Annotated in this window: 31 protein-coding genes and 1 tRNA gene; 16 read left to right on the forward strand and 16 right to left on the reverse strand. The window is 63.4% G+C overall.

What is annotated here, in order from left to right:
• The first annotated feature begins 109 nt into the window (after positions 1 to 109).
• A complete protein-coding gene (locus tag AC3WQS_RS04780; RefSeq protein ID WP_264613157.1) occupies positions 110 to 727 on the forward strand; it encodes a TetR/AcrR family transcriptional regulator C-terminal domain-containing protein in 618 nt (205 codons plus the stop codon).
• Here the strand turns inward: AC3WQS_RS04780 and AC3WQS_RS04785 are convergent.
• From AC3WQS_RS04785 to AC3WQS_RS04795, 3 genes are all read right to left on the reverse strand, one after another.
• Positions 724 to 2,250: an APC family permease gene (locus AC3WQS_RS04785; protein WP_492711615.1), complete on the reverse strand. Its 1,527-nt coding sequence runs from the start codon at positions 2,248 to 2,250 to the stop codon at positions 724 to 726. The two genes, AC3WQS_RS04780 and AC3WQS_RS04785, sit on opposite strands and share 4 nt — an antisense overlap.
• Positions 2,247 to 3,146, reverse strand: a complete 900-nt coding sequence (locus AC3WQS_RS04790) for a universal stress protein (RefSeq protein ID WP_019744740.1) — start codon at positions 3,144 to 3,146, stop codon at positions 2,247 to 2,249. The genes AC3WQS_RS04785 and AC3WQS_RS04790 overlap by 4 nt, the downstream gene beginning before the upstream one ends.
• A 90-nt stretch (positions 3,147 to 3,236) precedes the next feature.
• Positions 3,237 to 4,667, reverse strand: a complete 1,431-nt coding sequence (locus tag AC3WQS_RS04795) for a gamma-aminobutyraldehyde dehydrogenase (protein WP_003946421.1) — start codon at positions 4,665 to 4,667, stop codon at positions 3,237 to 3,239.
• 169 nt (positions 4,668 to 4,836) lie between these two features.
• On the opposite strand from AC3WQS_RS04795, the gene AC3WQS_RS04800 reads away from it, so the two are divergent.
• On the forward strand, positions 4,837 to 6,354 hold the full coding sequence (locus tag AC3WQS_RS04800; RefSeq protein ID WP_029255927.1) for a PucR family transcriptional regulator: 1,518 nt from the start codon (positions 4,837 to 4,839) through the stop codon (positions 6,352 to 6,354).
• 36 nt (positions 6,355 to 6,390) lie between these two features.
• On the opposite strand, the gene AC3WQS_RS04805 is transcribed toward AC3WQS_RS04800, so the two are convergent.
• From AC3WQS_RS04805 to rpmB, 7 genes are all read right to left on the reverse strand, one after another.
• Complete coding sequence (locus AC3WQS_RS04805; protein ID WP_020908634.1) at positions 6,391 to 7,752, reverse strand: flavin monoamine oxidase family protein; 1,362 nt, start codon at positions 7,750 to 7,752, stop codon at positions 6,391 to 6,393.
• A 152-nt stretch (positions 7,753 to 7,904) separates the two neighbouring features.
• Entirely contained in the window at positions 7,905 to 8,369 is a 465-nt protein-coding gene (locus AC3WQS_RS04810; RefSeq protein ID WP_007727550.1) for a hypothetical protein, read from the reverse strand.
• A 19-nt stretch (positions 8,370 to 8,388) separates the two neighbouring features.
• On the reverse strand, positions 8,389 to 9,324 hold the full coding sequence (locus AC3WQS_RS04815; RefSeq protein WP_492711613.1) for an AEC family transporter: 936 nt from the start codon (positions 9,322 to 9,324) through the stop codon (positions 8,389 to 8,391).
• Between the two features lie 112 nt (positions 9,325 to 9,436).
• Complete coding sequence (gene rpsR, locus AC3WQS_RS04820) at positions 9,437 to 9,694, reverse strand: 30S ribosomal protein S18 (RefSeq protein ID WP_003946414.1); 258 nt, start codon at positions 9,692 to 9,694, stop codon at positions 9,437 to 9,439.
• Between the two features lie 9 nt (positions 9,695 to 9,703).
• Entirely contained in the window at positions 9,704 to 10,009 is a 306-nt protein-coding gene (gene rpsN / locus AC3WQS_RS04825) for a 30S ribosomal protein S14 (protein WP_020908632.1), read from the reverse strand.
• Between the two features lie 2 nt (positions 10,010 to 10,011).
• Entirely contained in the window at positions 10,012 to 10,176 is a 165-nt protein-coding gene (gene rpmG, locus AC3WQS_RS04830; RefSeq protein ID WP_019744734.1) for a 50S ribosomal protein L33, read from the reverse strand.
• A gap of 4 nt (positions 10,177 to 10,180) precedes the next feature.
• Positions 10,181 to 10,417: a 50S ribosomal protein L28 gene (gene rpmB, locus AC3WQS_RS04835; protein ID WP_020908631.1), complete on the reverse strand. Its 237-nt coding sequence runs from the start codon at positions 10,415 to 10,417 to the stop codon at positions 10,181 to 10,183.
• Between the two features lie 104 nt (positions 10,418 to 10,521).
• Here rpmB and mrf point away from each other — a divergent pair, with 104 nt between their 5' ends.
• The 9 genes from mrf to AC3WQS_RS04880 all read left to right on the forward strand — a co-directional run bounded on the left by mrf (position 10,522) and on the right by AC3WQS_RS04880 (position 17,476).
• Entirely contained in the window at positions 10,522 to 11,775 is a 1,254-nt protein-coding gene (gene mrf, locus AC3WQS_RS04840) for a ribosome hibernation factor-recruiting GTPase MRF (protein WP_021345156.1), read from the forward strand.
• Positions 11,772 to 12,026: a type B 50S ribosomal protein L31 gene (locus AC3WQS_RS04845; protein WP_003946367.1), complete on the forward strand. Its 255-nt coding sequence runs from the start codon at positions 11,772 to 11,774 to the stop codon at positions 12,024 to 12,026. The genes mrf and AC3WQS_RS04845 overlap by 4 nt, the downstream gene beginning before the upstream one ends.
• Positions 12,026 to 12,199: a 50S ribosomal protein L32 gene (gene rpmF / locus AC3WQS_RS04850; protein WP_007727540.1), complete on the forward strand. Its 174-nt coding sequence runs from the start codon at positions 12,026 to 12,028 to the stop codon at positions 12,197 to 12,199. Before AC3WQS_RS04845 ends, rpmF begins: the two co-directional genes overlap by 1 nt.
• Positions 12,200 to 12,217: 18 nt before the next feature.
• Positions 12,218 to 12,829, forward strand: coding sequence for a trimeric intracellular cation channel family protein (locus tag AC3WQS_RS04855; RefSeq protein ID WP_003946409.1), 612 nt, complete (start codon positions 12,218 to 12,220; stop codon positions 12,827 to 12,829).
• 70 nt (positions 12,830 to 12,899) lie between these two features.
• Positions 12,900 to 13,586 carry a response regulator transcription factor gene (locus tag AC3WQS_RS04860; protein ID WP_003946387.1) on the forward strand — a complete coding sequence of 229 codons (687 nt, stop codon included), beginning with the start codon at positions 12,900 to 12,902 and terminating at the stop codon, positions 13,584 to 13,586.
• A 65-nt stretch (positions 13,587 to 13,651) separates the two neighbouring features.
• A complete protein-coding gene (locus AC3WQS_RS04865) occupies positions 13,652 to 15,031 on the forward strand; it encodes a HAMP domain-containing sensor histidine kinase (protein ID WP_020908630.1) in 1,380 nt (459 codons plus the stop codon).
• Between the two features lie 226 nt (positions 15,032 to 15,257).
• A complete protein-coding gene (locus AC3WQS_RS04870) occupies positions 15,258 to 16,715 on the forward strand; it encodes a S1C family serine protease (RefSeq protein ID WP_492711611.1) in 1,458 nt (485 codons plus the stop codon).
• 80 nt (positions 16,716 to 16,795) lie between these two features.
• The gene (locus tag AC3WQS_RS04875) at positions 16,796 to 17,293 is read left to right on the forward strand and encodes a MogA/MoaB family molybdenum cofactor biosynthesis protein (protein WP_176720912.1); all 498 of its coding nucleotides are present in this window, start codon (positions 16,796 to 16,798) and stop codon (positions 17,291 to 17,293) included.
• 6 nt (positions 17,294 to 17,299) lie between these two features.
• Positions 17,300 to 17,476 carry a hypothetical protein gene (locus AC3WQS_RS04880; protein ID WP_019744729.1) on the forward strand — a complete coding sequence of 59 codons (177 nt, stop codon included), beginning with the start codon at positions 17,300 to 17,302 and terminating at the stop codon, positions 17,474 to 17,476.
• A 60-nt stretch (positions 17,477 to 17,536) separates the two neighbouring features.
• Here AC3WQS_RS04880 and mscL read toward each other — a convergent pair whose 3' ends face one another.
• From mscL to AC3WQS_RS04900, 4 genes are all read right to left on the reverse strand, one after another.
• Entirely contained in the window at positions 17,537 to 17,959 is a 423-nt protein-coding gene (gene mscL, locus AC3WQS_RS04885) for a large conductance mechanosensitive channel protein MscL (RefSeq protein ID WP_153211839.1), read from the reverse strand.
• A gap of 99 nt (positions 17,960 to 18,058) precedes the next feature.
• Positions 18,059 to 18,805, reverse strand: a complete 747-nt coding sequence (locus AC3WQS_RS04890) for an SAF domain-containing protein (RefSeq protein ID WP_492711610.1) — start codon at positions 18,803 to 18,805, stop codon at positions 18,059 to 18,061.
• A gap of 77 nt (positions 18,806 to 18,882) precedes the next feature.
• Entirely contained in the window at positions 18,883 to 19,194 is a 312-nt protein-coding gene (locus AC3WQS_RS04895) for an FmdB family zinc ribbon protein (RefSeq protein ID WP_003946378.1), read from the reverse strand.
• Positions 19,195 to 19,305: 111 nt separating this feature from the next.
• Positions 19,306 to 19,884 carry a 5-formyltetrahydrofolate cyclo-ligase gene (locus AC3WQS_RS04900; protein WP_492711608.1) on the reverse strand — a complete coding sequence of 193 codons (579 nt, stop codon included), beginning with the start codon at positions 19,882 to 19,884 and terminating at the stop codon, positions 19,306 to 19,308.
• A 59-nt stretch (positions 19,885 to 19,943) separates the two neighbouring features.
• Here AC3WQS_RS04900 and AC3WQS_RS04905 point away from each other — a divergent pair, with 59 nt between their 5' ends.
• From AC3WQS_RS04905 to AC3WQS_RS04925, 5 genes are all read left to right on the forward strand, one after another.
• Positions 19,944 to 20,855 carry a UTP--glucose-1-phosphate uridylyltransferase gene (locus AC3WQS_RS04905; RefSeq protein ID WP_019744725.1) on the forward strand — a complete coding sequence of 304 codons (912 nt, stop codon included), beginning with the start codon at positions 19,944 to 19,946 and terminating at the stop codon, positions 20,853 to 20,855.
• Between the two features lie 125 nt (positions 20,856 to 20,980).
• On the forward strand, positions 20,981 to 22,240 hold the full coding sequence (gene glp, locus AC3WQS_RS04910; RefSeq protein ID WP_003946353.1) for a molybdotransferase-like divisome protein Glp: 1,260 nt from the start codon (positions 20,981 to 20,983) through the stop codon (positions 22,238 to 22,240).
• A 21-nt stretch (positions 22,241 to 22,261) separates the two neighbouring features.
• Positions 22,262 to 22,897 carry a GNAT family N-acetyltransferase gene (locus AC3WQS_RS04915; RefSeq protein WP_007727523.1) on the forward strand — a complete coding sequence of 212 codons (636 nt, stop codon included), beginning with the start codon at positions 22,262 to 22,264 and terminating at the stop codon, positions 22,895 to 22,897.
• 267 nt (positions 22,898 to 23,164) lie between these two features.
• Positions 23,165 to 23,899: a divisome protein SepX/GlpR gene (gene sepX / locus AC3WQS_RS04920; RefSeq protein WP_492711606.1), complete on the forward strand. Its 735-nt coding sequence runs from the start codon at positions 23,165 to 23,167 to the stop codon at positions 23,897 to 23,899.
• A 102-nt stretch (positions 23,900 to 24,001) separates the two neighbouring features.
• Positions 24,002 to 24,077: transfer RNA gene (locus AC3WQS_RS04925), tRNA-Ala, on the forward strand.
• A gap of 292 nt (positions 24,078 to 24,369) precedes the next feature.
• On the opposite strand, the gene AC3WQS_RS04930 is transcribed toward AC3WQS_RS04925, so the two are convergent.
• Together AC3WQS_RS04930 and AC3WQS_RS04935 are read right to left on the reverse strand one after the other, a co-directional pair.
• Entirely contained in the window at positions 24,370 to 24,594 is a 225-nt protein-coding gene (locus tag AC3WQS_RS04930; protein ID WP_492741410.1) for a hypothetical protein, read from the reverse strand.
• Positions 24,594 to 24,775, reverse strand: a 182-nt coding sequence (locus tag AC3WQS_RS04935; protein WP_492741412.1) for a hypothetical protein, incomplete at its 5' end; no start/stop codon positions are given. The genes AC3WQS_RS04930 and AC3WQS_RS04935, both read right to left, overlap by 1 nt.

A 24,775-nucleotide genomic window follows, 5' to 3' on the forward strand; every position in this document is an offset into this window, starting at 1 on the left:
AACGAATGTGATTCGTTAAGTATGGTGGGTGAGCGCTGATTGATCAAGGACTTTCGAGGAATTGTTTTTTGCGGCGCCCCGAACGGTGTGGATCACTACAGGAGGACATATGCCGCGGCCATCGCAACGACTGCTCTCACCGGCGATCATCACCGAGGCAGCGATCGAGTCGGTGGCCGAATCCGGCGACTTCACCATGCCGGGACTCGCCGCACGACTGAAGGTGCGACCGTCGTCGCTCTACAACCACGTTTCCGGACGGGCCGAGATCGTCGAACTGATGAGGGCTCAGCTGATGGCGGGAATCGACGTGGAGTCGGCCTCGGGATCCTGGAGCGAGACCGTCTCTGCGCTGGCAGCCGAGTACCGGCGAAGCTACGCAGCACATCCTCGCCTGATTCCGCTCTTCACCGCCCAGACGGTGCAGGCCGGTGTGGCGTTCACCCTGTACAACGCGTTGGCGCAGGCATTCGCCGATGGTGGCTTCGACCCGGCTCAAACGCTGCACGCAATCACAACCGTCGACAGTTTTGTTCTCGGTTCGGCGTTGGATCTGGCGGCGCCGGATGTCCAGTGGGCATCGGGGCCCGAGGCCAACGACGCGATGAAGGCGGCGTTGGCAACATCCGGGAAAAATCCCGAACGTGCCGACGCCGCCTTCGAATTCGGCTTGCGCGTATTGATGGCGGGCCTGATCGCGCAGGCCCCCGAACCTACTGTCTCCTAAGACACGCTGAGGTCGTTCTCGTCGCGCAGAGCCTCCGTGTCGCGGTTGAGGGTCTTGCCCTCGAAGAACTCGGGATTGCGCACTCGCATGACCATCATCAGTACCGCGCCGAGGATGAGGATTCCGAAGCCGAGGAAGAAGACCAGGCCGATTCCGCCGATGGATGCTCCGCTGGCGTTGTCCGGATTCATACTCTCCTGGACCGAAATGACGAACACCGCAAGCAGCATGAGACCACCGATGAGTGGGAACGCGAGCCGGAAGACGAAGTTTCGTACGCTCTCGAAAAGCGTCTTGCGGAAGTACCACACGCACGCGAATGCCGTGATGCCGTAGTACCAACAGATCATGATGCCGAGGGCGGCGATCGTGTCGAGCAGCGCACTTTCTGAGAGGAACGTGACGACGCTGTAGAACACCGCGGTTACCGCGCCGGCCACGACGGTGGCGTACGACGGCACCAGGAATCGAGGCGAGACCTCGGCGAGCTTCTTGGGGAAAGCTCCGTATGCGCCCATGGCGAGCATGGTTCGTGCGGCGGGCAGGAACGTGGTCTGCAGGCTCGCAACGGAAGAGACGAAGACTGCGAGGAAGAGGAGCATTCCGCCCCAGTTGCCCAGGACCGGGTCGGCCAGAGCGCCGAAGACGTTCTCGGAGTTGTCGGGATTGCCGAGACCGAGGCCTTCCTCGCCGACGCCGGCGTACATCATCGCGGCAACGGCGACCAGCAGGTAGGTCAGGAGAATGGTTGCGACACAGAGCAAACCGGCGCGGCCTGGGGTCTTCTTGGGGTTCTTCGACTCCTCGCCCAGCGTGAGACAGGTATCCCAGCCCCAGAACGCGAAGATCGATCCGGTGAGTCCGATGACAAACGCACCGATGGCGAGTCCGCTGAACGGGTTGAACCAACTCAGGTCGAAGGACAAGCCGGCCGGGGCATCGCCGGCGCCAACGTGAACCAGTGCAACGATGGCGAAGACGACCAGCAGCACCATCTGGAAGCCGACGAGTGCGAACTGCACGCGCTCGCTGGTAGTGATTCCCCGACTCGCTATCCACGTGGCCAGGGCGATGAAGACGAGTGTGGTGCCGACATTGACAAATTTGTTGCCCGGCAGATCGGCGATCGACGGATTGTCGACCACCCGCGCGATGAACAGATAGAAGAAGTCGACGGCAATGGCAGCAAGGTTCGAGAGCACGATGATGGTGGCGATGACCATGCCCCAGCCGCACATCCAACCGACGTACGGCCCGAATGCCTTGGTGGACCACGTGAATGACGCGCCGCAGTCAGGTGTGTCGGAGTTCAGTTCGCGGTACGCGTACGCGGTGAGGAACATCGGGATGAAGCCGGCGATGAAGATGGCGGGCATCTTGAGGCCGACCGCGGCGACGATCAATCCGATACTGGCGGTCAGGGTGTAACCCGGTGCCACGGAGGAGATTCCGAGTACGGCACCGGAGATCATGCCGATCTTGCCGGTAGCGAGTCCTTTGGAACTCAGTTCGGTGCTGGTCATGACAGTGCCTCCGGCTGGGTGAATTCGTGCTTGGGCACTACGACCATGGGAACGGGCAGCACGCGCAGCATCTTGGCGGCGGTGGAGCCCAGGAAAAGTTTGCGGGGCTGCGCGAGACGGCTGGAACCGACCATCACGAGGTCGCCGTCCTGCCAGTCCAGTTGACGCACTGCGGATTCCACCGTTGAACCGTCGGCGATGATGACCTCGATGGGGAACTCGGCGGGGAGCGCCGCTCTTGCGATGTCAAGCGTGTCCTGAGCGTGGTTTCGTGCACGTTCCCTGGCGGACTCGGCGGTGTCGCGGTGATCGCGCAGATCGTTCTGGGGGTCGAGTGCCACGAGCGAGACCAGTCGCAGCGGAACCTGCATCAGTTCGCTGGTACGTACGGCGGTGTTCAAGACGACGTCGGCGCCGACGCGGGTGCCGAGCGCGCAGGTGACCTCTCGTATTGCGGTAGCCGACGAGTGCCGCGTTCCGCGAGGAGCCAGTGCTACCGGGACGTGGGCGGAGTGCAGTAGTTCGGTCGAGACCGAACCTATCGCGTGACGGCCGAGCAGACCGTCGCCGGAAGCTCCCACCACGATCGCCAGCGCGCTCAATCGGTCAACCTCGTCGAGCAGGCCCTGAGCAAACGACTCGTGGAAGCTCAGGTGTACTTCCACCTGGATGTCCTCGGGCACCGATGCTTTCGCCTCGGCGAGCCAGTCGTGTGCACGTGCGGCGAGAATGTCGTCGTAGCCGGCTTCCGAGGGAACCTTGGCCGGCAGTGTCCGATCCGGCGGGAGGACCATGCAGATGTCGAGTTGCGCGCCGAGACTGCGCGCGAGCTGGGCCCCGAGGACCAGCCCGTCTTTACCGCTGGGTGTGGCGAGGTATCCGACGATAAGGCGCATGGTGGCTCTTTTCCGGATTGGAGGAATCTGCTGTGCGCCTTTCTTAACCGCGGGGGGTTAATAAAGGCGCACAGCAGGAGGGGTGGCGACTCAGTCGTGCGAGCTCATGACGTGCTTGAGACGGGTGTAGTCCTCGACTCCGTATGCCGAGAGATCTTTGCCGTAGCCGGAGTACTTGAAGCCGCCGTGCGGCATCTCGGCAACGAGCGGGATGTGGCAGTTGATCCACACCGCACCGAAGTCGAGAGCGGCGGAGACGCGTTGCGTGACACCGTGATCCTTGGTCCAGATGCTCGAGGCCAGGCCGAATCGAACGTCGTTGGCAAGCGTGATTGCCTCCTTCTCGTCGGAGAAGCTCTGGACGGTGAGGATGGGACCGAAAGTCTCTTCCTGCACGATGTCGTCCGATTGCGCGACGCCGGTGATGACGGTCGGCTCGAAGAAGAATCCGGTTTCGCCCGAACGCTTTCCGCCGGTAACGATCTTGGCCGACGCCGGCAGGTTCGCGATCTTGTCGCTCACGGCGTTGAAGTGGTTGATGTTGTTGAGCGGGCCGTAGAAAGCATCAGGATCGGAAGGCGCGCCGGGGCGCAGTTTCTCGGCGTTCCGGACGAGGGCTTCGACGAGCTGATCGTGGATGGACTCGTGAACGATCACGCGAGTGGCCGCGGTGCAATCCTGGCCACCGTTGAAGAACGCTGCCTCGGCAATACCGGTGGCGGTCTTCTCGATGTCGACGTCGCCGAAGACGATCGCCGGCGCTTTGCCGCCCAGTTCGAGGTGCGCGCGCTTGAGTTGCTGCGCTGCGGACACGGCGACAGCGATGCCCGCCCGCACCGAACCGGTGATCGAGACGAGACCGAGGGCCGGGTTCTCCACCAACGTCGCGCCGGTTCCGCCGTTGCCGAGCACGACGTTGAACACGCCGTCCGGCAGGATGCCCTTCGAGAGCTTCGCCAGGACCAGCGTGCTGCCCGGTGTGGTGTCGCTGGGCTTGAGGACGATCGTGTTGCCGGCCGCGAGGGCGGGCCCGATCTTCCACAGCGCCATCATGAACGGGTAGTTCCAGGGAGTGACCTGACCGACTACGCCGATCGGCTCACGACGGACGTAGGAGGTGAAACCCTCCATGTACTCTCCGGCCGCCTTGCCCTCGAGAAGTCGTGCGGCTCCGGCGAAGAACCGCATCTGATCGGCTCCGACCTTGACCTCTTCGTCGGCGATCATCTGGTGGGCCTGGCCGGTGTTGGCGCTTTCGGCTGCGACGATTTCGTCGCTGTGCGCTTCGATGGCGTCGGCGAGTTTGAGGAGTGCGGCCTGCCGCACGCTTGGTGTCGTCTTACCCCAGGTCTCGAATGCGCGCTGTGCTGCTTCGACGGCGGCGTCGACGTCTTCCTTGGTGGAGACCGGCGTACGCCCGACCACACTCTCGTCCACGGGGTTGATCAGGTCGAGTGTTTCCGTCGCGGCCGAGGCGACGAATTCACCGTTGATGTAGTTCTCGAGTACGACGATCGACATCGGTACCGGTTCCTCTCGAGGTCGAACGAGTTCCGGCCGAGGTGATCAGCACGGAACTCGCACTTTGTGGGGCGTGTGTGAGCAAGTGTGCGCTGACTCACAAGTAAAGGCAGCTGCCAAAAAGGTGAAATCTTTGATCCCCGACGCGCCGAGTTGTACAGTCCTGGCCATGACGATCGCTGTGCGGTGGATGTTGGCGCAGCCGGATCTCGCGCTGGAACTCAAAGGTGGGGCGCGGGGTGTCGGTCGCGAAATCACATTTGCGCACGCCACGGAGCTGCTCGACCCGTTTCGATGGTTGACCGGCGGCGAATTCATCCTCACCACCGGCATCCGATTGCCGTCCACTCAGCAAAAGCGCGGCCGCTATCTCCGGATGCTCGATGCGGCGGGTGTGGCGGCGGTGGGATTCGGAACCGGGCTGTCGTACCCCGAGGTCCCGGCCGATCTGGTGGCCGTCGCCGACGAGATCGGACTCCCGCTGATCGAGGTGCCGCTGCCGACGCCGTTTGCTGCCGTCGTCAAGCGCGTTATGAGCCGGTTGGCAGAGCAGGAATATGAAGCTGTCCTCCGGGCGTCGCGGGCGCAACCGCGGATGACGCGTGCCGTCATTTCCGGCGGAACTGCCGCAACCGTGCGTGAACTGGCGATCGCAACCTCGGCGACGGTGCTTCTTCTCGACGTCGCCGGACGAGTTCTCGAGAGCTCACCTCAACTGCCGACGGACGACGTGATCGACGAACTGCGAGCAACTCTCGGGGGCGGCGCATCCAGCAGCGTGACGCTTGCAAGGTCTGGAGCGTCGATCGCGGTGCAGCAGATCAGCGTCGGGCGAACGCCGTACGGATACCTGGCGGTGATCAGTGCTTCGGCGCTCAGCTACGTCGATCAGATACTGCTCGGTCACGCGAACTCGTTGCTGGCGTTGGACTTCGAGAAACCTGCGCGCTTGCGCGCCACTCAGGATCAGTTGAATTCGCACGCCCTCGGGCTGCTGCTCACCGAAGACCGCGACCCGGCACCGGCGTGGCAACAGATCCGGCAGGCCGCCGACGGCGAGGGAATGATCCGAGGGTTGACAGTTCTTGCCGACACGTCCGACGTAGCGGGACGCGTCGGAGTCGAGATTGCCGAGTTCATGAACAAGGCAGGGCGGCAGTTGTTCTCGCGGATCAACGACACTCGCGTCACAGTGCTGCTGCGTGGAACCGACGACGTCCAGTTCGCCCGAGAGCTACTGGGCGGGGTATCGAGGTCCGATCTTCGCTCACTTCGTGTGGGCCTGAGTGCGCGACGGGTGGTCGCAGCGCTGGCCGTCGCCGTCGAACAGTCGCAGCTGTGTGCGTCTGCGGCGGAAATCGGTGGCGAGCCTTTGGAATTCGCGGCGCTGACCGGAAGTGTGCTGCTGTCTTTCGATTCGACGCGTGAAGTGCTCAACACTCTGGCGGAAACGATGATCACACCGATCGAGGACTACGACCGTGACAACGGCACCGAACTGCTGGCGTCATTGCGGGCATTTCTCGAGGCCAACGGGCACTGGGAAGCGGCAGCCATCACGATGGGCGTCCACCGGCACACGCTGCGAAGCCGAATGGCGAAGGTGGAGAGCTTGATCGACTGTCGACTCGAGGTAGCGAGAGTTCGTGCGGAACTGCTGCTCTCGATCATTGCCCGGCAGTCGTGACTGCCGGGCAATGATCGAGACTTGGCAAAGTGGCCGTCAGGCCTTGCTGCGGGCGATGATGTCGGCGGCGGTTCGCTGCCCCATCCGAACAGCACCGTCGACGTGCTGGTACCCCTCGGCTGCGATGTCGGAGCACGAGAAGTGGATCGGGCCGACGGGTGTGCGGGAATCCGCGCCGTATCGGTGCAGGCCACCGAGGTCGAAGCTGGCCGCGTACGCACCGCGGGTCCATTCCTCCGAGCCCCAGTCGGATTCGTAGTACACAACCGGTTCTTCGGCCTTCGGGCCCAGGTAGCGGGCAAGTGAGGCCAGAATCGTGGCCTTACGCTCCTCGACGGAAAGCTCGAACATCGCGTCGGCCTTCTCGTCGGAGACGAAAGCGACCAGGGTGCCGCGATCGTCCTCGTGGTTGGTGTTGTCGTACACCTCCTGCACTACCTCGGACGCGCCGAAGCCGGTGCCGGAGAGGCCGGCTTCGCGCCAGAAAGGCGTCTCGTACACCGCGTGCACCTTGATGACGAGGCCGAGGGACTGGTGTTGGTGCATCTGGTGCTGACGACGCGGCAGCGGGGGATCGTACGAGATCCGGGAGTAGAGGTTGGGCGGTACGGCCAGGATCACTCGGCTTGCCTCGACGCGAACATCGCCGTCCGCCAACACCGTTGCACCGGATTCGTTCCACTTCACCGTTCGCACGGGTGCGTTGAGGAAGACGTCGTCACCGAGGGCCTCCGCCATGCGGATCGATACCTGCTGCATTCCGCCGATCACTCGCTTGTCGAGGATGAAGTCCTCGTCGACGAGGTGGGAGAACGAGCCTGCGGAAGCGGCCATGAGTACGGCCTGCAGGGCAGAGAACGAGTGGGCGGGCTTGGTGAGCATGCCACCGGCGATGAAGAGGCCGATGTTGTCACGTGCCTCGGCGTCGTCGGACTGATTGATCAGCCACTGCTTGAAGGAGACTGTGTCGAGATCGCGGGCGAGGGGATGTGCCCACGGTTCCTCGGCGCCGATCTGTGCTGCGAGATCGTCCATCTCGTCGATGAGACGGTCCATCTCCTTCTTCGTGGTGTCGTTCGTGGGGAAGGAATCACCGGTGTACTGCGTCCGCTCACCTGCCGACGAGATGTAGACGGACTCGCCCTCACGGTAGCGCTCGAAAGTTTTCAGGCCGAGTTCGTCGAGCAAGGAGATCAGCGCGGTCTGGTCGGGGGAGACCCACTGGCCGCCGATTTCCAGAACTGCTCCGTCGATGGTGTCGGTCCACGTGCGGCCGCCGACGCGGTCGCGCGCTTCGATCACAGCGACGGTCAAACCGGCCTTGCGCAGCGCGGTTGCAGCTGCCAGGCCAGAGGGGCCGGCGCCGACGATTGCAACGTCTCTCTGGAGAGTAGGCACTTGCGAGCTCCTTCATGTTGAGCACCGCTCGAGTCGAAAGCTGCCGACGAGCGAGTGCACGGGTGTCGGTTTTCAGTCTGTCCCGAGGAGACGCACACCACACCTGACGAAACGGAGTGTTCGATCGGTGATCTTGTGCCGTTTAGGCGCGGCTAGCCGTTGATGACGTGGCGATCGCCGAGCGGTCGGCTCAGCGGAACGTCCAGGCTGCCGAACACGGCAACCAAGATGCACATCTTGTCCGCGGCCTCCGGCAATGCTCCGGTTCGGAGCGTGACGATCACCGTCGTATCAGTCTCTTCGACGGTTGCGTACGCGCCGTAGCACTCCGGAGTGCCGGTCACGAAGTGGACTGCCACCGTGTGATCGTCGACCTCGGACCACGATTCGAACATGGTGGCCGTCGCACCCACGATGTCGGTGCGGCTGTCGAACTCCGTGCCCATCTCGCTGTCGTCGACCTCGTCGGGAACGGGGGTTCCGAGCGACCAGTCGGCGGGACTTGCTTCGTTGGCCGCCATCGGATTCGGCGCAGCAACCGGCCCCGTTGTCTGGGCCCCGACGGAGCATCCGGCCACAGCAAGGCAGGCCAGAACGGCGAGGGTTAGTACACGCATGAATCCACCGTAACCCTGCTCAAGCGAGTAGCGCCGTGACCAGCGCAATCGCCGGTATCGACGCCAAAGTGGTGACAAAGGCGCTGTCTCGGGCGAGGACCATTCCGCGCCGATATCGGCTTGCGTAGATGAAGACGTTCTGTGCCGTCGGCAACGTCGAGACGACCACGATGGCGAACAACTGATGGCCGTCGATGCCGAGGAGGAAGTGCGCCATCAGGTAAGCCAGCACTGGTTGGACGACGATCTTGAGGGTCGACGCAAGCGCGACGTCCCGGCGCGGACTGGAGCCCTTCTCGAGCACTCGTACGCCGTACAACGAGAGTCCGAATGCCAACAGTGCGCCGGGGACCGACGTGGCGCCGATCAAATCGAAAGGCTGCATCAAGGGTCTCGGCGGTACCCAACCGATCAACGCCACGATCAACCCCGCAGCGCCCGCGAGCACGATCGGATTCTTGAACGGAGCGGTGACAGTGTCGATCAGTGACAGTTTTTCGGCTTCGCCCCGCAATGCCGTGAGATCGAGGATCGTCAAGGCGATCGGGGAGTACACGACGATCTGGAAGAGCAGGAGCGGCGCGACGAACGTGGCATCGCCGAGCACGAACACCGCGATCGGGATTCCGAGGTTGGCCGAATTCACATACGACGCCGACAGTGCGCCGATAGTCAGTTCGGGCAGCGGCCGATCGAGCCAGATCTTTGCAACGACGACGTACAGAGCGCCGACGGCAAAGGCAGTAGCCGACGCGACCGCGAGCGTCGGGGAGAAGATCACCGACAGATCGGACGACGCGAGGGTGGTGAACAGTAGGGCAGGCGTCGCGACGAAGAAGACGAGTCGACCGAGAACGAACTGTCCTTGGCTACCGAGGGTGCCGAGACGGCCGAGCAGATACCCGACCGCGATGACAACAAAAATGACGGTGAAACCCGCAACAACTCCCGACACGCTGCGGGCACCTCTCGACTGGAATGAATAACTTCGGGAAATCTTAGTCCGGGCAACAAAAAGGCCGCGCAGTCGAGTGACTGCGCGGCCTCTTCGGTACTTCTACGTGTGACTACCGTGCGGCGGTGAAGGGAAGCAACGCCATTTCGCGTGCGTTCTTCACTGCAACGGCGACCTGACGCTGCTGCTGCGGGGTCAGGCCCGTGACGCGACGGCTGCGGATCTTGCCGCGGTCCGAGATGAACGTGCGAAGCAAGTTGATGTCCTTGTAATCGACATGCGTGATCTTCGCTGCGAACAACGGGTTCTTCTTGGGCTTACGACCCTCTACGGGGCGTGGCTTCTTCGACGGTGAACGCTTGACTGCCATCCGACTTCCTTACCAGCTCGACTTGTGTACGCCAGGCAGTTCCCCACGGTGCGCCATTTCTCGCACGCGAATCCGGGAGAGCCCGAACTTCCGCAGGTGGCCGCGCGGACGTCCATCCGCAGCGTCTCGATTGCGCAATCGTACCGGACTGGCGTCGCGTGGGAGACGTTGCAGGGTCGCTTGGGCCTTCGCGCGCTCCTCGGGTGAGCTTTTCGGGGAGCGGATTGTCTCCTTGAGCGCCGATCGTTGCTCCGCGTATCGCTCGACGATGACCCGTCGCTGGTTGTTCTTGGCGATCTTGGACTTCTTGGCCATGCCTACTTCTCTTCTCGGAAATCGACGTGCTTGCGCACCACGGGGTCGTACTTCTTCAGTACGAGGCGATCGGGGTCGTTGCGACGGTTCTTGCGGGTCACGTACGTGTACCCGGTGCCCGCCGTGGACTTGAGTTTCACGATCGGGCGGATCTCGTTGCGTGCCATCTGCTCAGACCTTCTCGCCGCGTGCGCGGATCCGGGCGACGACGGATTCGATGCCGTCGCGGTCGATCGTCTTGATGCCCTTGGTCGAGAGGGTGAGCGTGATGCGACGACCCTCGCTGGGCAATACGTATGTCTTGCGCTGGATGTTCGGGTTCCAGCGACGATTCGAACGCTTGTGGGAGTGCGAGACGGATTTTCCGAACCCCGGCACACGTCCGGTCACTTGGCAGTGAGCCGACATGGGTGTTCCTTTCAACTTGCAGATGACAATCGTTTTCGACAATGCGGTGAGATCAATGTAGCGTTCAACCTCGGTAATGACAATCATTCCCAGAAAGGCCCGCTGTGAACACGATCCTGGACGGCAGGACTCCGCTGGTCCTGGTCGCCGGCATGAGCGAATCCACTCCACACACCGCACGAGCGTTGCTGCGAACCGGAACTGTTCTGGTTCACCACGACCTGAGCCACGTCCGTGAAGGGGTGGTCCGGCGGACGGTCACCTCGATGACCGGGGGCACCGGGTCTGCCGGCACGGTGTCCGAACGCGAGACGATCCTCGAGCTCGCGCACGGCTGCGTCTCCTGCACCCTGCGCGAAGACTTGCTACCGCTGCTGCGTCGCCTTCACTCGCACAGTTCGGTCCAGCGGATCGTCTTGCTGCTTGACCGCCAACTCGAACCCGAAGCGCTGTGCTGGGCGATCGAGCATGTCGTCGTGACCGGCGTCGTCGGCCAATTGGACGGACCAGCGCAGCGTGACTGCCGCGTCGACGCCGTCGTGACGTGCATCGACGCCCAGACCTGGCTTGCCGACGCCACCGGCGACGAAGCCCTCGACGACGACCGCACCCTGGCTCAGGTCGTCGTCGGGCAGGTCGACTTCGCCGACGCTCTCGTACTGCGCGGGTCCGATGGACTCGACGGCTGGCAGCGGTCCCGCTTGAACGCGGTTCTCGCGCGCATTGCTCCGCGGGTACCCGTCTTCGATGAGGGAGACGACATCGAGGCACTGCTCCTCGAGGTGCCTGCGGATGCGCGACGCGGTGAGCTGGCCGACGCTCACTCACCGCTGTTGCGTCGTCAGCCGCCGCTCGACGACGACGGCGGCGTGATGCTCGTCGAGTTCACTGCGAACCGGCCGTTCCACCCCGGGCGTCTGCACGAGGCGATCGACGTCCTGCTCGAAGGTGTCGTGTACTCCCGCGGGCGCGTCTGGGTGGCGACGCAACCGGGCGAAGCGCTCTGGCTCGAATCGGCGGGCGGTGGCCTGCGAGTTGCCAGCGCGGACACTTGGCTGGCCGCGATGACGCCGCAGCAACGCGAGCGCGTTCCAGCCGAGCGCCGTGCGCTCGCGGCCCTGAAATGGGACGAGCGTTTCGGCGACCGTGACACCTCGATGGTCGTTCTGACGTGCGGTGCGAACCCGCTCGAGATCGACCGAACACTGCAGCACGCCCTGGTCACCGACGAGGAGTTGGCCGACGAAGCGTCGTGGACCACCTGGGAAGACCCGTTCGGAGAGTTCCACGAAGACCCGTGCGACGAATCCGAATCACCTTATGCCGAAACCGAATCTACGCGAGAGGGAAACGAATGAAGAAGCAGATGCACCCCGACTACCACCCCGTGGTGTTCCAGGACGCCAGCACCGGCAAGAGCTTCCTGACCCGGTCGACCGTGACGAGTGAGCGCACCGTCGAATGGGAAGACGGCGGCACATACCCGCTGTTGGTCGTCGACGTCACGAGCGACTCGCACCCGTTCTGGACCGGAGCACAACGAGTGATGGACACCGCCGGACGCGTCGAGAAGTTCGAGCGTCGCTACGGAAAGCGCAAGGCACTCTGATGGCCGTTCCCAAGCGGAAGATGTCGCGTTCCAACACACGCAGTCGCCGTGCCCAGTGGAAGGCGACGGCGCCCGATCTGGTCGAGGTCACGGCCTTCGGCCAGACCCACCGGGTTCCTCGGCGACTGGTCAAAGCAGTTCGACTCGGGGTGATCGACCCGAGCCGCATCTGACCGTGCGATCCTTGGCCGGTGCTGCTGAGGATCCTCGAACTGGTGGGCATCGTGGCGTTCGCGGCCTCGGGTGCCTTGGTGGGCGTCACCAAGCGACTCGACATCTTCGGGGTGTGCTCGGTGGGTGTGTTCACCGGCATCGGCGGCGGTATCGTCCGCGACGTCCTTCTCGGCGTCCATCCGCCCAGTTCGCTGAGCAGTTGGCCGTACTTCGGAACGGCCGCCGCCACCTCACTCGCCGTGTTCTACCTACACGAGCCGCTCAATCGACTGCGTCGTGAAATCCTGGCGCTCGACGCACTGGGGATGGGCTTGTTCGCTAGTACCGGCGCCGTCATCGCGCTGGACAACAACGCCAGTTCGCTGGCGGCGACATTGATCGGTGCGACCGCGGCGATCGGCGGCGGAGTGATCCGCGACGTCCTCGTCAACGAGGTACCGCTGCTCCTGCACAAAGACCTGTACGCGGTTCCCGCACTGCTCGGCGCTGCGTTGGTGGTCACAGTCTCGCAAGCCGGACTGTCCACCAACGCCGCGCTGGTGTGCGGCACGGCGTTCGCCGCGGTGTTCAGACTGCTTGCGTTATGGCGTCATTGGAGCCTGCCCGGGCCCAGGCGAACCCGGGACTGACCGCGACACGCCGGAGGCCGGAATCGGACCCTCTCAGCCGCATCTCAGCACTTCAGTCCAAACTGTCGGTATGCGTATTTTGGTGGTCGACGACGACCGGGCGGTTCGCGAGTCGCTTCGGCGGTCGCTCAGCTTCAACGGCTACACGGTCGAGCTCGCGGTCGACGGGCTCGACGCACTCGAGAAGATCCTCGCCAACCGGCCAGACGCCGTTGTGCTCGACGTCATGATGCCGCGACTCGACGGACTCGAAGTGTGCCGTCGTCTTCGCAGTGCCGGCGACGACCTGCCCATCCTCGTGCTCACCGCCCGCGATTCGGTCAGCGAGCGAGTCGCCGGCCTCGATGCCGGAGCGGACGACTACCTGCCCAAGCCCTTCGCTTTGGAAGAGTTGCTTGCCAGGTTGCGTGCACTACTGCGTCGCACCGCGCCCGATCTGGACGCCGATTCCGAAATGATGGCCTTCGAGGACCTCACCCTCGACCCGGTCACCCGTGAGGTCAAGCGCGGAGAGCGATCGATCAGCCTGACCCGCACCGAGTTCTCCCTCCTCGAAATGCTCATGGCCAACCCGCGTCGCGTGCTCACCCGTGGACGCATTCTCGAAGAGGTGTGGGGGTACGACTTCCCGACGTCCGGCAATGCGCTCGAGGTGTACGTCGGCTACCTGCGTCGCAAGACGGAAGCCGACGGCGAACCGAGGTTGATCCACACCGTCCGCGGAGTCGGCTACGTCCTGCGGGAGACGCCTCCGTGATCACCGCTCCGTTCGGCAAGAACGCCGAACCGAAGAAATCCTCCACCACCCAAGCGTCCGTCGAAATGCGCCCGCCGATGCCACTGACCCGTTCGGTGTCATTGCGTTGGCGTGTGACGCTCCTCGCTGCGTCGGTGGTGGCCATTGCCGTCGCAGTCATGGCAATCGCGGCGTACGCGGTGGTTTCGCGTGCGCTCTACGCGGACGTCGATCACCAGTTGCGTACCAGGGCGGCGGTGCTCATCGACAGCAATGTCGTGCGATTCGATCCTCGCTACATCTCCGGTGCGACGCTGTACACCACCGACATCAGTGTGGCCCTGATCTTCTCGGACCTGAGCACGTACCAGCCGCCCGGTTCCGACGTGCCGATCGGTGAAGCCGAAGATGCCGTAGCGCGTGGCGAATCGGATTCTTCGCTGCGAACCGTCGACGGTCAGCGAGTGCTTGCTCAACGAACCCATGACGGAAGCACTTTGGTGATCGGTCAGCGGCTCGCGCCGACCGTTGCAGTACTGGACCGACTGGCCTGGGTGCTCTTCGTGGTCGGCGGGTGTGGCGTCATACTTGCTGCGGTGGCGGGTACTACCGTGGGCCGCACCGGTTTACGGCCCATCGCCAGGCTGACTGCCGCCACCGAACGCGTTGCACGGACCGACGATCTGACGCAGATCCCCGTTACCGGCAGCGACGAATTAGCGCGCCTGACAGAGAGTTTCAACACGATGCTGCGGGCGCTCGCCGAGTCTCGTGAGCGTCAGTCTCGCCTCGTTGCGGACGCCGGACACGAGTTGCGCACACCGTTGACTTCGTTGCGTACCAACATGGAATTGCTGATCGCGTCCAGTCGCCCCGGTGCGCCGCAGATTCCCGACGAGGACATGGCGGAACTTCGTGCCGACGTCGTCGCGCAGATCGAGGAACTGTCGACTCTGGTCGGTGACCTTGTCGATCTGGCCCGCGAAGACGCGCCCGAAACCGTGTACGAGCGCGTAGACGTCAGCGACGTCGTCGAGCGTGCGCTCGAACGAGCGCGGCGCAGGCGCAACGAAATCGAGTTCGAAGCGGTCACCACTCCGTGGTACGTCTACGGAGATCAAGCGGGCCTGTCGCGTGCGGTGCTGAACGTCCTCGACAACGCTGCGAAATGGAGTCCGAAGGGCGAACAGGTACGCGTCGAAATGCGTCCGGTCGGCCAAGGATTGTTGGAATTGACCGTAAGTGATGCGGGACCCGGCATTCCGGAGGAGGATCGGGAGTTGGTGTTCGATCGTTTCTACCGGTCGACCGCGGCACGTTCGATGCCGGGATCGGGTCTGGGACTTGCGATTGTGCGTCAGGTCGTCGTCAAGCACGGCGGCACCATCGCGATCGACGAATCCGATCGTGGGGGAGCGCTTGTTCGTATCGTGCTTCCCGGCGAACCAGGGCCGAGCGCCGAGTAGCGTGTTCTGTAGACCCGTTGGTCCCGTGCTTCGGTGACTGACGTCACGAGTTAATGCGTTCGGCCCGAGAGTCTTTCGGGCCGAGCCGACAACACCGGATTTTCACGTCGAACTCTGGGTAAAGTGACAGGCACGTCTCAGCGCCTTCTCAGCAGCGCAAGGCAGCATTGTCGGCAGAACAGTTGTGACTGCCCGTCCGGTGGTCACCGTAGACGAAAGCGAGCCGATGACCGAGGACCGTAACGTCGGGCCGACCCGGCCCGAGCAGCCCAACAGCGAGCCCACCACCCAAGCGCAGCCGCAAGCACCTCAAGTGCAGCCGCAGCAGCCTCAGGGGCAGGCGCCTCAGCAGCCGTATCAGCCGACCGAATCCTTTGCCCGACCCACCGAAGCCTTCGGGCAGGCGCAGCAGCAGCCCACGCAGGCTTTCGGCCACCCGCACGGTGCCCATGAGGCCGCGTACCAGCAGAGCGCCCCGTACGGCGCACCCAACCCTGGTGGCCCCGGCGGCCCGAACGGTCCGGGCGGCCACAACCAGATCCCCGCACCGCTACAGGGGCCGAACTCCGGTTCGACCACCACAAGGCCGAAGTCGGGACGCATGGCGCTGGTTGCCGGTGCTCTGGCGCTGGTTCTGGTCAGTGGTGGTGTCGGTGGCGTGGTCGGTGCCGTCGTCGTGGACCGCAACGGTGGAACCGCGACGGTCACCAACTCTCTGAACGCTCCGAAGCCCACTGCGACCAACACGTCCAACGCTCCCGCCGGCTCGGTTCAGGCCGTTGCCTCGAAGGTCGTGCCGAGCGTCGTGCAGATCGAGGTGGCCACCGCGCAGGGCCAGGGCGGTGAGGGTTCCGGTGTCATCCTGTCCTCCGACGGTCTGATCCTGACCAACAACCACGTTGCCGGTGCTCAGGGAGCGCAACTTCGCGTCGCGTTCTCCGACGGAACCAAGGCCTCGGCCACCCTTGTCGGTGCCGATCCCGTCTCGGACATCGCCGTCATCAAGGTCGACGGCCGCAACGACCTCACCCCCATCGATCTCGGGAACTCCGGCGACGTTCAGGTCGGACAGCAGGTTGTGGCCGTCGGGTCCCCGCTCGGCCTTGCCGGCACGGTCACCGAAGGCATCATCTCCGCACTCGATCGCCCGGTGTCCACGAGCGGTGAGTCCGGCAACCAGAACACCGTCATCGACGCTCTGCAGACCGACGCAGCGATCAACCCCGGCAACTCCGGCGGCGCCCTCGTCAACATGGACGGCCAGCTGATCGGCATCAACACGGCGATCGCCTCGCTCGGAGCGTCGTCGGGTACCCAGGGCGGTTCCATCGGCCTCGGTTTCGCCATCCCGATCGATCAGGCACGCCGCGTCGCCGACGAACTGATCAAGACCGGCAAGGCGACTCAGGCCATGATCGGCGTGACCGTACCGTCGCAGGACAACGCCGACGGCGCAACCGTCATGGATGTCACTGCTGACGGGCCGGCCGCCAAGGCCGGTATCCCGAAGGGTGCAGTCATCACCAAGGTCGACGATCGTGTTGTCGCAGATGGTGATTCGCTGATCGCGGCAGTGCGTTCACATGCTCCCGGCGACAAGGTCTCGATCACGTACAGCGACGGCGGGCAGACCAAGACCGTCGACGTCACGTTGGGAACCGCGGCAGCGCAGGGCGGCCGATGATGTTCGGCGATCAGCAGACGATCGACCCGATCTTCGGCCAGATCGCAACGGCGTCGGGATCGGACACTACGGTAGGTGTCATGGAACTCGAAGCCACATCGGCCGGCCGCGCTCTGGTCGTCATCGTCGACGATCGCACAGCCCACGGCGACAACACCGACTCCATCGGTCCACTGGTTACGGAACTACTGAACGAAGCGGGTTTTCTCGTCGATGCGACGGTCGCCGTCGCCGCCGACGAAGTGGAGATCCGCAACGCTCTCAACACCGCAGTCATCGGTGGCGTCGACCTCGTCATCTCGGTCGGCGGTACCGGGGTATCCCCGCGTGACGTCACTCCCGACGTGACCGCAGAGGTTCTCGATCGCGAGATCCCGGGAATTGCCGAAGCACTTCGCGCTTCCGGTCTGTCGGCCGGATCGCTCGAAGCAGGCTTGTCCCGCGGCCTCGTCGGGGTTTCGGGAAGCACCGTGGTCGCCAATCTGGCGTCGACCAGGCCGGCAATTCGCGACGGCATGGCAACCCTGACGGCTTTGGCGAGTCACGTCATCGCCGAGCTGTCCAGCCTCGAGGGCTGAGACAGCTTGTCGGAGCAACCAGATACCCCGAAGAAGCCGCCAGTCGACAAGAAGCGCCTGGCGCGCATCTTCGGGGACGTCTTTCCCGAGACGACGTCGGACGAGCGGGGTCCTGAAGGTTCCTCGCGATCCTCGGACGACGACTGGCTGCGCAGTCAGCGGCCCCCGCACCACGGCGGTTGAGAAGTAAATCAGGCCCTCGGACACAATGTCCGAGGGCCTGATTTGTTCTGTGAGCGCTGCCTATTCGAGCGTCTTGGCGTGGGCTCCTGTGTCGGCGCCACCGGCATTGGCGGAGAGGATGTCGCGGATCTGGATGAGCAGATCGGTTTCGCTGGCTTCCTTGTCCTCGGGCTCGGAGACGAACTTCTTCTTCGCCGCATTCGCGGGAACGATCAGCACGAAGTAGACGACCGCCGCGATGATGATGAAGTTGATGATCGCGGTGACCACGGCGCCGATGTTCAAGAATGTCTCGGGGTTGCCTGAGATGATTTCGACACCCCAGCCCAACTCGTTTGAACCGCCGATTGCGGCGATGAGTGGATTGATGATGTTACTGGTGAATGCCGTGACGATGGCGGTGAAGGCTGCGCCGACGACAACGGCGACGGCCAGGTCGAGCACGTTTCCGCGAAGCAGGAAATCCTTGAATCCCTTGAGCATGTCGGTGTCCCCTCGAGTCTCCGATGGCAAGTGCCAGATGGTTCGTTGATACCGAACCGACTGGAAAAATCCTAGAGGAGCTTCGGACGCTTTGTGCGGTCAGCGGAATGTCACGGTGATCGCATTGGACAGGGATGCCGCGGCAACGACGTTGGCTGCCGGTGTCGGCAGAGCCAGCAGAATCACCTGTTCCTGCTGGTTACGTGTACTTTCCGACGTGGTGACCAGCGCGACTACTGCTCCCGCCGCAAGAATCTGCGGGGCCTTGTCGGCGATTGATTCGTTGGGTGTGTCGGGGTGGGATGTGTCAGTGCGGGATGTGTCAGGGCCGACGGTCAGGACGTCGACGACATCCCCGCTGCGCAACATGTCCGCGACGGCTGCATCGGCCAATCGGACGGGGACGATACGGGCGTCGTCGGTTCCTACGGACAACCCGGCCAGCCGTGGGCTGAGAACGCGCACGTCGGTGACGGTTTCTCCGGAGCGAATCGGGCCGGAAACGGTTCTCCCGACTACCAGGTCGGTATCGGAGACAACTCCTTCGGGAAGTTGTTTCGAGTCGATCTCTCGGATCTCGACATCCGAATCCGCGATCACCTGTCCGGGAGTGAGATCGCGACTCGAGACAACTGCAGCGACGGTATCGGTCGCGGGATCGCCTCGGAAGAAGAGAACGACGCCGAGTGCGGCCAGGGCAACGGCTGCGATCTTGCGGACTGTCGCCGTGCGGAATCGTGTGCCGCGTGTCAGTTCGACGACGCGATCGAAGGTGCTCGGGCTGAGATCGAGCTGGGCGCGCAGTGGATCGGAGCGCCTCGGCGAGCGAGAACGTGCTGACGGCATTCATGCACGTTAGGGCCGGAAGCGGTGCTTCCGGCCCTAACGATGTGAAACTGTGGACAACCCGGAGGTTGTGGAAATCAGCTTGCGGCAGCCTTCGCGGGCGCCGGCGTGCTGGTCGACGAACTCGATGTCGAAGAGGAGTCCGACTTGGACTCGGACTTCGCAGCGGGTGCCGAATCACTCTTAGCGGGCTCGCTCGCAGTCCCGGAGCCGCCGCGGCTGTCGGTGCGGTAGAAGCCGCTGCCCTTGAACACGATGCCAACAGAGTTGAACAGCTTGCGGAGCTTGCCTGAGCAAGCTGGGCAGACCGTCAGCGAATCTTCGCTGAAGGACTGGACGATGTCGAAACGGTTGTCACATTCCGTACATGCGTATGAGTAGGTGGGCACCGGGCTTCCTCCGCACTGTGATGTTCGAGCAGCCGCGTATTTACACCGCAGCCTTTAGCACTCTACAAGTGACAGTGCCAACAGCGCTAATCAGGGATCTATTCCCGCAGATCAATCGCCCTGGAGCCGCGTGAGACCGCCGCTCGGCGTCAATGCCCATCCCATCGGAATGTCGTGGTCGTCGGCAGGCAAGGTCTCGACGAGTTCGGAGTCTCTGACAATTGCCACGAGCCGAGTCTGCGGTCCGACCGACCCGAGCGTCCGGTCGTAGAAGCCTGCGCCGCGGCCGAGGCGTGTTCCACGAAGATCCACCGCGAGAGCAGGGATCAGCATGCATTCCACGTCGGACAGGGTTTCCGGTGGTAGGACGGGTCCGACGGGCTCCCGAATGCCGTACTTCGCGGGGCGCAAACCGTCGGCACCGCTGTATTGAACCCAGGACAACGGTCCGGGTTCTCCGGTGATCGGAAGTAGTACACGCTGCGCGATCTCGGCAACGGCGTCGAGCAAGTCGGTGGATCCTGGTTCGGTGCGGGTGGGGACGTACGCACAGACGGTTGAGCCGTCGACAATCACTGAACGTATGTGCGTGATAAACGCCGCAGTTTCCGTATTTCGAGTGTGCTCGGAGACTGCATCACGTGCTGCGAGTGCGATTTGTCGCCATTGTGCTTTTGTCTGAGGTGTCACCCCGCAACGATATTCGTCGTGCTGACCGAGCGGTAACAAGCGGCGGCTAAGGTGTTGGCATGACAGACGTTGTCGCTAGCAGCACGAGGGCCTTCCGTACGGCCGTGGTTCCCGCAGCCGGACTTGGTACGCGTTTCCTGCCCGCCACCAAGACGGTTCCGAAAGAATTGCTGCCGGTCGTGGACACACCGGGTATCGAACTGGTGGCGGGTGAAGCTGCGGACTCGGGAGCCGAGCGGCTCGTCATCGTGACGTCCCCGGGCAAAGATGGAGTGGTTGCGCACTTCGTCGAGGATCTCGTGCTCGAAAGCAAGCTGGAAGCGAGCGGAAAACTTGCTGCCCTGGCAAAGGTGCGCAAAGCGCCGGGTTTGCTCGAAGTCGATTCCGTGATTCAGGAGCAGCCCCTCGGCCTCGGGCATGCAGTCGGTTGCGTCGAGTCGGTTCTCGACGACGACGAAGATGCCATCGCGGTCCTTCTGCCCGATGATCTTGTACTCCCGCGTGGCGTCCTGGAGATCATGGCGCGAGTTCGGGCCAAGCGCGGCGGGTCCGTTCTCTGTGCAATCGACGTTCCCAAGGACGCAGTGAGCGCTTACGGCGTCTTCGACGTCGAGATCGTTCCCGACGCGGTCAATCCCGACGTCCTCAAGGTCGTCGGCATGGTCGAGAAGCCGGCTGTGGAAGACGCGCCGTCGACCTTTGCCGCTGCGGGTCGCTATCTGCTCGATCGTGCGATTTTCGACGCACTTCGTCGCATCAAGCCGGGAGCCGGCGGTGAGTTGCAACTCACCGACGCCATCGCTCTCCTGATTTCCGAGGGTCATCCGGTTCACGTGGTGGTGCACCGCGGAACGCGTCATGACCTGGGCAACCCCGGCGGGTACCTCCGCGCTTCGGTTGACCTGGCACTCGACAGCGACGATTACGGTCCGTCCTTGCGTAAGTGGCTCGCGGATCGGCTCGACCGCTGAGCGTGTCGCCACGGTGGTTGATCGCCCGATAACGCAGTATCAATGTGCTTGTCCCTTTTCGAAGGCAAGGCATCATGAGCTGACGGATATCACCGAATTTCCAGACACAGGAGGACGCGGACCAGATGCGGTCGGTTGAGGAGCAGCAGACCAGGGTTACCGCTGCTGCAGTGGCACCCCGTCCGGTTCGGGTCGCCATCTCGGAGGCGCAGGGACTGCTGTGTGCCGAGGAAGTGGTGACCGAACGCCCATTGCCGGGATTCGATCAAGCTGCCATCGACGGTTACGCGGTTCGCAGTGTCGATGTCGCCGGCGCTGGAGCCGACCTCCGCGGCGAGGACGGCGAGCCTACGGACCTCAGCTTGCCGGTGGTCGGCGAGGTGACGGCGGGCTCACGCCAACCGATCCGGTTGCAACCGCGTCAGGCCGTGCGAGTCGACACGGGCGCGCCGTTGCCCACGCTGGCCGACGCAGTTCTTCCGCTCGAGAACACCGACGGTGGTCGCGCTCGCGTTCGGATCTTCGAGCCGGTGCGTTCGGGCGATTACGTTCGCCGTGCAGGCGACGACGTCCAGCCGGGCGACGTGGCCGTTCGGGCAGGCACCATCATCGGAGCCGCGCAGGTCGGTTTGCTTGCCGCGGTCGGTCGCGACAAAGTGCTCGTCCATCCGCGTCCGCGTCTCTCCGTCATCAGCGTCGGTGGAGAACTTGTCGACGTGGATCGCACGCCGGGGCCTGGTCAGGTCTACGATGTCAATTCGTATGCCCTCGCCGCCGCAGCGCGCGATGCCGGCGCCGACGTCAACCGTGTGGGAATCGCGGGCAACGACTCGCGCCGTCTTCGCGAAGTAGTCGAGGGACAGCTGATTCGCTCGGAAATCGTTGTCATCGCCGGTGCCGTGGGCGGCGGAGCGTCCGACGAGGTTCGTGAGGCGCTTGCCGACCTGGGGACACTCGAGGTGGAGCGCGTTGCCATGCATCCGGGATCAGTGCAGGGCTTCGGCAAGCTGGGACGAGACGAGGTTCCGACCTTTCTCCTACCGTCCAACCCGGTCAGCGCACTGGTGGTATTCGAAGTCATGGTTCGCCCGCTGATCAGAATCGCGCTCGGACGCCGCCAACCGATGCGGCGAGTAGTGAAGGCGCGCACGGTGGGAACGATCACGTCGATTGCCGATCGCAAGGGTTTCCTGCGTGGTCAGCTGATGCGTGACGAAGCGACGGGGGAGTACCTGGTGCAGGCACTCGGGGGTGCGCCCGGTGCGTCCTCACATCTCCTCGCGACCTTGGCGGAAGCCAATTGCTTGGTTCTTGTCGATCGAGACGTCACCGAAGTGCACATCGGTGAAGAAGTCGACGTAGCTTTTCTCGCCCAACGTGGGTAACGCCGACCCGAGTGGGGTGTGATGTCAGTCCATCCAGGATGGCCGGAAGATCTCGGCCCACTGCGAGTGCCCGCGGGAGTGGTGACCGTCCGCCCCGTGAAGCTCCGTGACGCTGCTGTGTGGAGTCGCCTCCGCATTCGCGATCGCGAGCACCTGGAGCCGTGGGAGCCCACCGGAGAGTCGCCCTGGGATGCTCGCCACCACATCACTGTCTGGCCGTCCCTGTGCGGGAATCTTCGCTCCGAGGCGCGCAAGGGCCGGATCCTTCCCTTGGTGATCGAACTCGACGGGAAGTACTGCGGGCAGGTCACCATCGGAAATGTCGTGCGCGGCGCTCTGCGGTCCGCCTGGGTGGGCTATTGGGTCGCCTCGCACGTCACCGGTGGGGGCGTAGCCACAGCGGCCGTGGCGCTCACACTCGATCACGCATTCTCGAAGGTCGGTCTGCATCGAGTGGAGGCGACCGTTCGGCCGGAGAACGCGTCGAGTCGCGCAGTCCTACGAAATGTTGGGTTCCGGGAGGAAGGTCTTCTCAAGCGCTATCTCGATGTCGACGGCCAATGGCGTGATCATCTTCTGGTCGGAATGACCATCGAGGAAGTACCCACCACCGTCGTCGACAGATTGGTGCGGTCCGGACGCGCTTCGTGGGTGTGACCAATACGGCGCCACGAGCGTGAGAAACGCGAGCTAAACGGCAGTTACCGCTGAGTAGTCCTACTTTCGGCCGGAAAAATGTGGTTTTTGATTCAACCAGAACTTGAGACTTTTGGGACTGAACCGGAAGTTCAGTTCGGTACGCGTGTGACACATGAGTATGGTGGGGTTCGGCGCGTCGGCAACGATGCGAGGGCGTCGGCCGTTAACCTTGACTCGTCAACGGCTGGCATAGGTGCTGGTAGGTGATCGGGAGGAGGCCGCGGCATGCCTAGCTCATTCGTGTGGATCGGGCTGGTGGCCGTGTGGCTGTTCGTCCTGGTGCCGATGCTTGTCAACAAGCGCCCCAGGATCCGGCAGACGAGTGACGCGGCGCTCGCGACTCGAGTACTCCACCGCGGCGACAGCAACCCTGTTCAGCGCGGGCCGGCAGCAGGACATCGAAGCGATCCGAACTGGCAACCAGAACCAGTGCGCAGCAGCTACGACGCGGAGGACCAGATGGACACTCACGCAGAAGACGACTACGCCGGCGGTCGTGCACCGGTGGGAGAATTTGTTCCCGTTCGGCGCGGCCGAGGCGGGTTCGACCCCGAAGCGGATGCCATCGCCCGGGAGGCGCGGTACGCATTCCGTCAGCGGACATTGCTGGGCCTGGCATTCGTCGCGATTCTCTCGGGCGCTCTCGCATTGATCATCTCGCCGATGGTGTGGTGGTTGTTTGTGCTGACCGTGTGCGGCCTCGGTGGGTACATGGCGTACCTACGTCGGCAGGTTCGGATCGAGCAGGAGATTCGCCGTCGTCGCACCGAGCGCCTCAACCGATCGCGACTCGGAGTCGAATCGCACACCGACGAAGAGCTGCGCCTGATTCCCGCGCGATTGCGCCGGCCAGGAGCGGTTGTTCTCGAGGTCGACGACGAAGATCCGGCGTTCGATCACTTGGATCACTACGAAGAAGAGGTCAGGCACACCGAGATGCGTCGCGCATCCGGTCAGTGACCTTCTGGGCCGATCTTGTCAGGTCGAAAGTTCGTGTCGGGTGATTCCAACGGGAGTATTCGTTCCTGTTAGAGTTGCCGAGCACCGCTGAGGCGGTGGCACGGGGCTGTGGCGCAGTTGGTAGCGCGCTTCGTTCGCATCGAAGAGGTCAGGGGTTCGATTCCCCTCAGCTCCACCAAGAAGTACCAGCAAAAAGGGTCTTTCAACGAAAGTTGAACGGCCCTTTCCTGCATTTTCAGAGCCTGCCCGAATTGTGAAGATTTAGCTCGAGTGTGCGCCGTTTCATACGATTGCGACCGCTGATCCGGACCGTTGAGCTTCCAAGTGAGGGATGATCCTTGGGCGGATACATGTTTGCCGGAAATGTAACGAGGGTGTGTCCGGTGCGATAGGCACGATGAGTCTGCCGCAGTTTTCCGCAGGTCGGACGTATGTGTCGGGGAGGAATGTCGATGAGCCAGCCACGACGGCTAGCGATGATGCTTGTTGCTGTGATGTGCCTGATGGGTATCGGCGTCCTTGCCGTATCGGTCTTCCCTGCCATCGTCGCCGCCCAACCTGGCGGCAACAGTGGCGGTGGAAACAACGGCAACGGAAACGGCAACAACGGCAACAATAACAACGGCAACAACGGCAACAACGGTGGCGGTAACAAGGGCAACGGCAACGGCAACTACGGCTGGCATTGCCACCATCACAACTGCGGTACAACGGTAATTCCGACGCCGACCACGACTGAGCCGACCACGACGACTGAGCCCACGACGACGACTGAGCCCACGACGACTGAGCCCACGACGACGACTGAGCCCACGACGACGACTGAGCCCACGACGACGACTGAGCCCACGACGACGACTGAGCCCACGACGACGA

This window comes from Rhodococcus sp. FW305-130 (assembly GCF_058788335.1).

Excerpts from the sequence above, each read along its gene's own strand:
- AC3WQS_RS04890 (WP_492711610.1), bottom strand. The coding sequence starts at position 18,805 with ATGCCGTCAGCACGTTCTCGCTCGCCGAGGCGCTCCGATCCACTGCGC.
- AC3WQS_RS04930 (WP_492741410.1), bottom strand. The coding sequence starts at position 24,594 with ATGGTGGCAATGCCAGCCGTAGTTGCCGTTGCCGTTGCCCTTGTTACC.
- AC3WQS_RS04795 (WP_003946421.1), bottom strand. The coding sequence starts at position 4,667 with ATGTCGATCGTCGTACTCGAGAACTACATCAACGGTGAATTCGTCGCC.
- AC3WQS_RS04845 (WP_003946367.1), top strand. The coding sequence starts at position 11,772 with ATGAAGAAGCAGATGCACCCCGACTACCACCCCGTGGTGTTCCAGGAC.
- rpmB (WP_020908631.1), bottom strand. The coding sequence starts at position 10,417 with ATGTCGGCTCACTGCCAAGTGACCGGACGTGTGCCGGGGTTCGGAAAA.
- AC3WQS_RS04870 (WP_492711611.1), top strand. The coding sequence starts at position 15,258 with ATGACCGAGGACCGTAACGTCGGGCCGACCCGGCCCGAGCAGCCCAAC.
- AC3WQS_RS04810 (WP_007727550.1), bottom strand. The coding sequence starts at position 8,369 with ATGCGTGTACTAACCCTCGCCGTTCTGGCCTGCCTTGCTGTGGCCGGA.
- AC3WQS_RS04790 (WP_019744740.1), bottom strand. The coding sequence starts at position 3,146 with ATGCGCCTTATCGTCGGATACCTCGCCACACCCAGCGGTAAAGACGGG.
- rpmF (WP_007727540.1), top strand. The coding sequence starts at position 12,026 with ATGGCCGTTCCCAAGCGGAAGATGTCGCGTTCCAACACACGCAGTCGC.
- rpsR (WP_003946414.1), bottom strand. The coding sequence starts at position 9,694 with ATGGCAGTCAAGCGTTCACCGTCGAAGAAGCCACGCCCCGTAGAGGGT.
- AC3WQS_RS04875 (WP_176720912.1), top strand. The coding sequence starts at position 16,796 with ATGGAACTCGAAGCCACATCGGCCGGCCGCGCTCTGGTCGTCATCGTC.
- AC3WQS_RS04905 (WP_019744725.1), top strand. The coding sequence starts at position 19,944 with ATGACAGACGTTGTCGCTAGCAGCACGAGGGCCTTCCGTACGGCCGTG.
- AC3WQS_RS04860 (WP_003946387.1), top strand. The coding sequence starts at position 12,900 with ATGCGTATTTTGGTGGTCGACGACGACCGGGCGGTTCGCGAGTCGCTT.
- mscL (WP_153211839.1), bottom strand. The coding sequence starts at position 17,959 with ATGCTCAAGGGATTCAAGGATTTCCTGCTTCGCGGAAACGTGCTCGAC.
- AC3WQS_RS04865 (WP_020908630.1), top strand. The coding sequence starts at position 13,652 with ATGCGCCCGCCGATGCCACTGACCCGTTCGGTGTCATTGCGTTGGCGT.
- glp (WP_003946353.1), top strand. The coding sequence starts at position 20,981 with ATGCGGTCGGTTGAGGAGCAGCAGACCAGGGTTACCGCTGCTGCAGTG.
- AC3WQS_RS04800 (WP_029255927.1), top strand. The coding sequence starts at position 4,837 with ATGACGATCGCTGTGCGGTGGATGTTGGCGCAGCCGGATCTCGCGCTG.
- sepX (WP_492711606.1), top strand. The coding sequence starts at position 23,165 with ATGCCTAGCTCATTCGTGTGGATCGGGCTGGTGGCCGTGTGGCTGTTC.
- rpmG (WP_019744734.1), bottom strand. The coding sequence starts at position 10,176 with ATGGCACGCAACGAGATCCGCCCGATCGTGAAACTCAAGTCCACGGCG.
- rpsN (WP_020908632.1), bottom strand. The coding sequence starts at position 10,009 with ATGGCCAAGAAGTCCAAGATCGCCAAGAACAACCAGCGACGGGTCATC.
- AC3WQS_RS04785 (WP_492711615.1), bottom strand. The coding sequence starts at position 2,250 with ATGACCAGCACCGAACTGAGTTCCAAAGGACTCGCTACCGGCAAGATC.
- AC3WQS_RS04780 (WP_264613157.1), top strand. The coding sequence starts at position 110 with ATGCCGCGGCCATCGCAACGACTGCTCTCACCGGCGATCATCACCGAG.
- AC3WQS_RS04915 (WP_007727523.1), top strand. The coding sequence starts at position 22,262 with ATGTCAGTCCATCCAGGATGGCCGGAAGATCTCGGCCCACTGCGAGTG.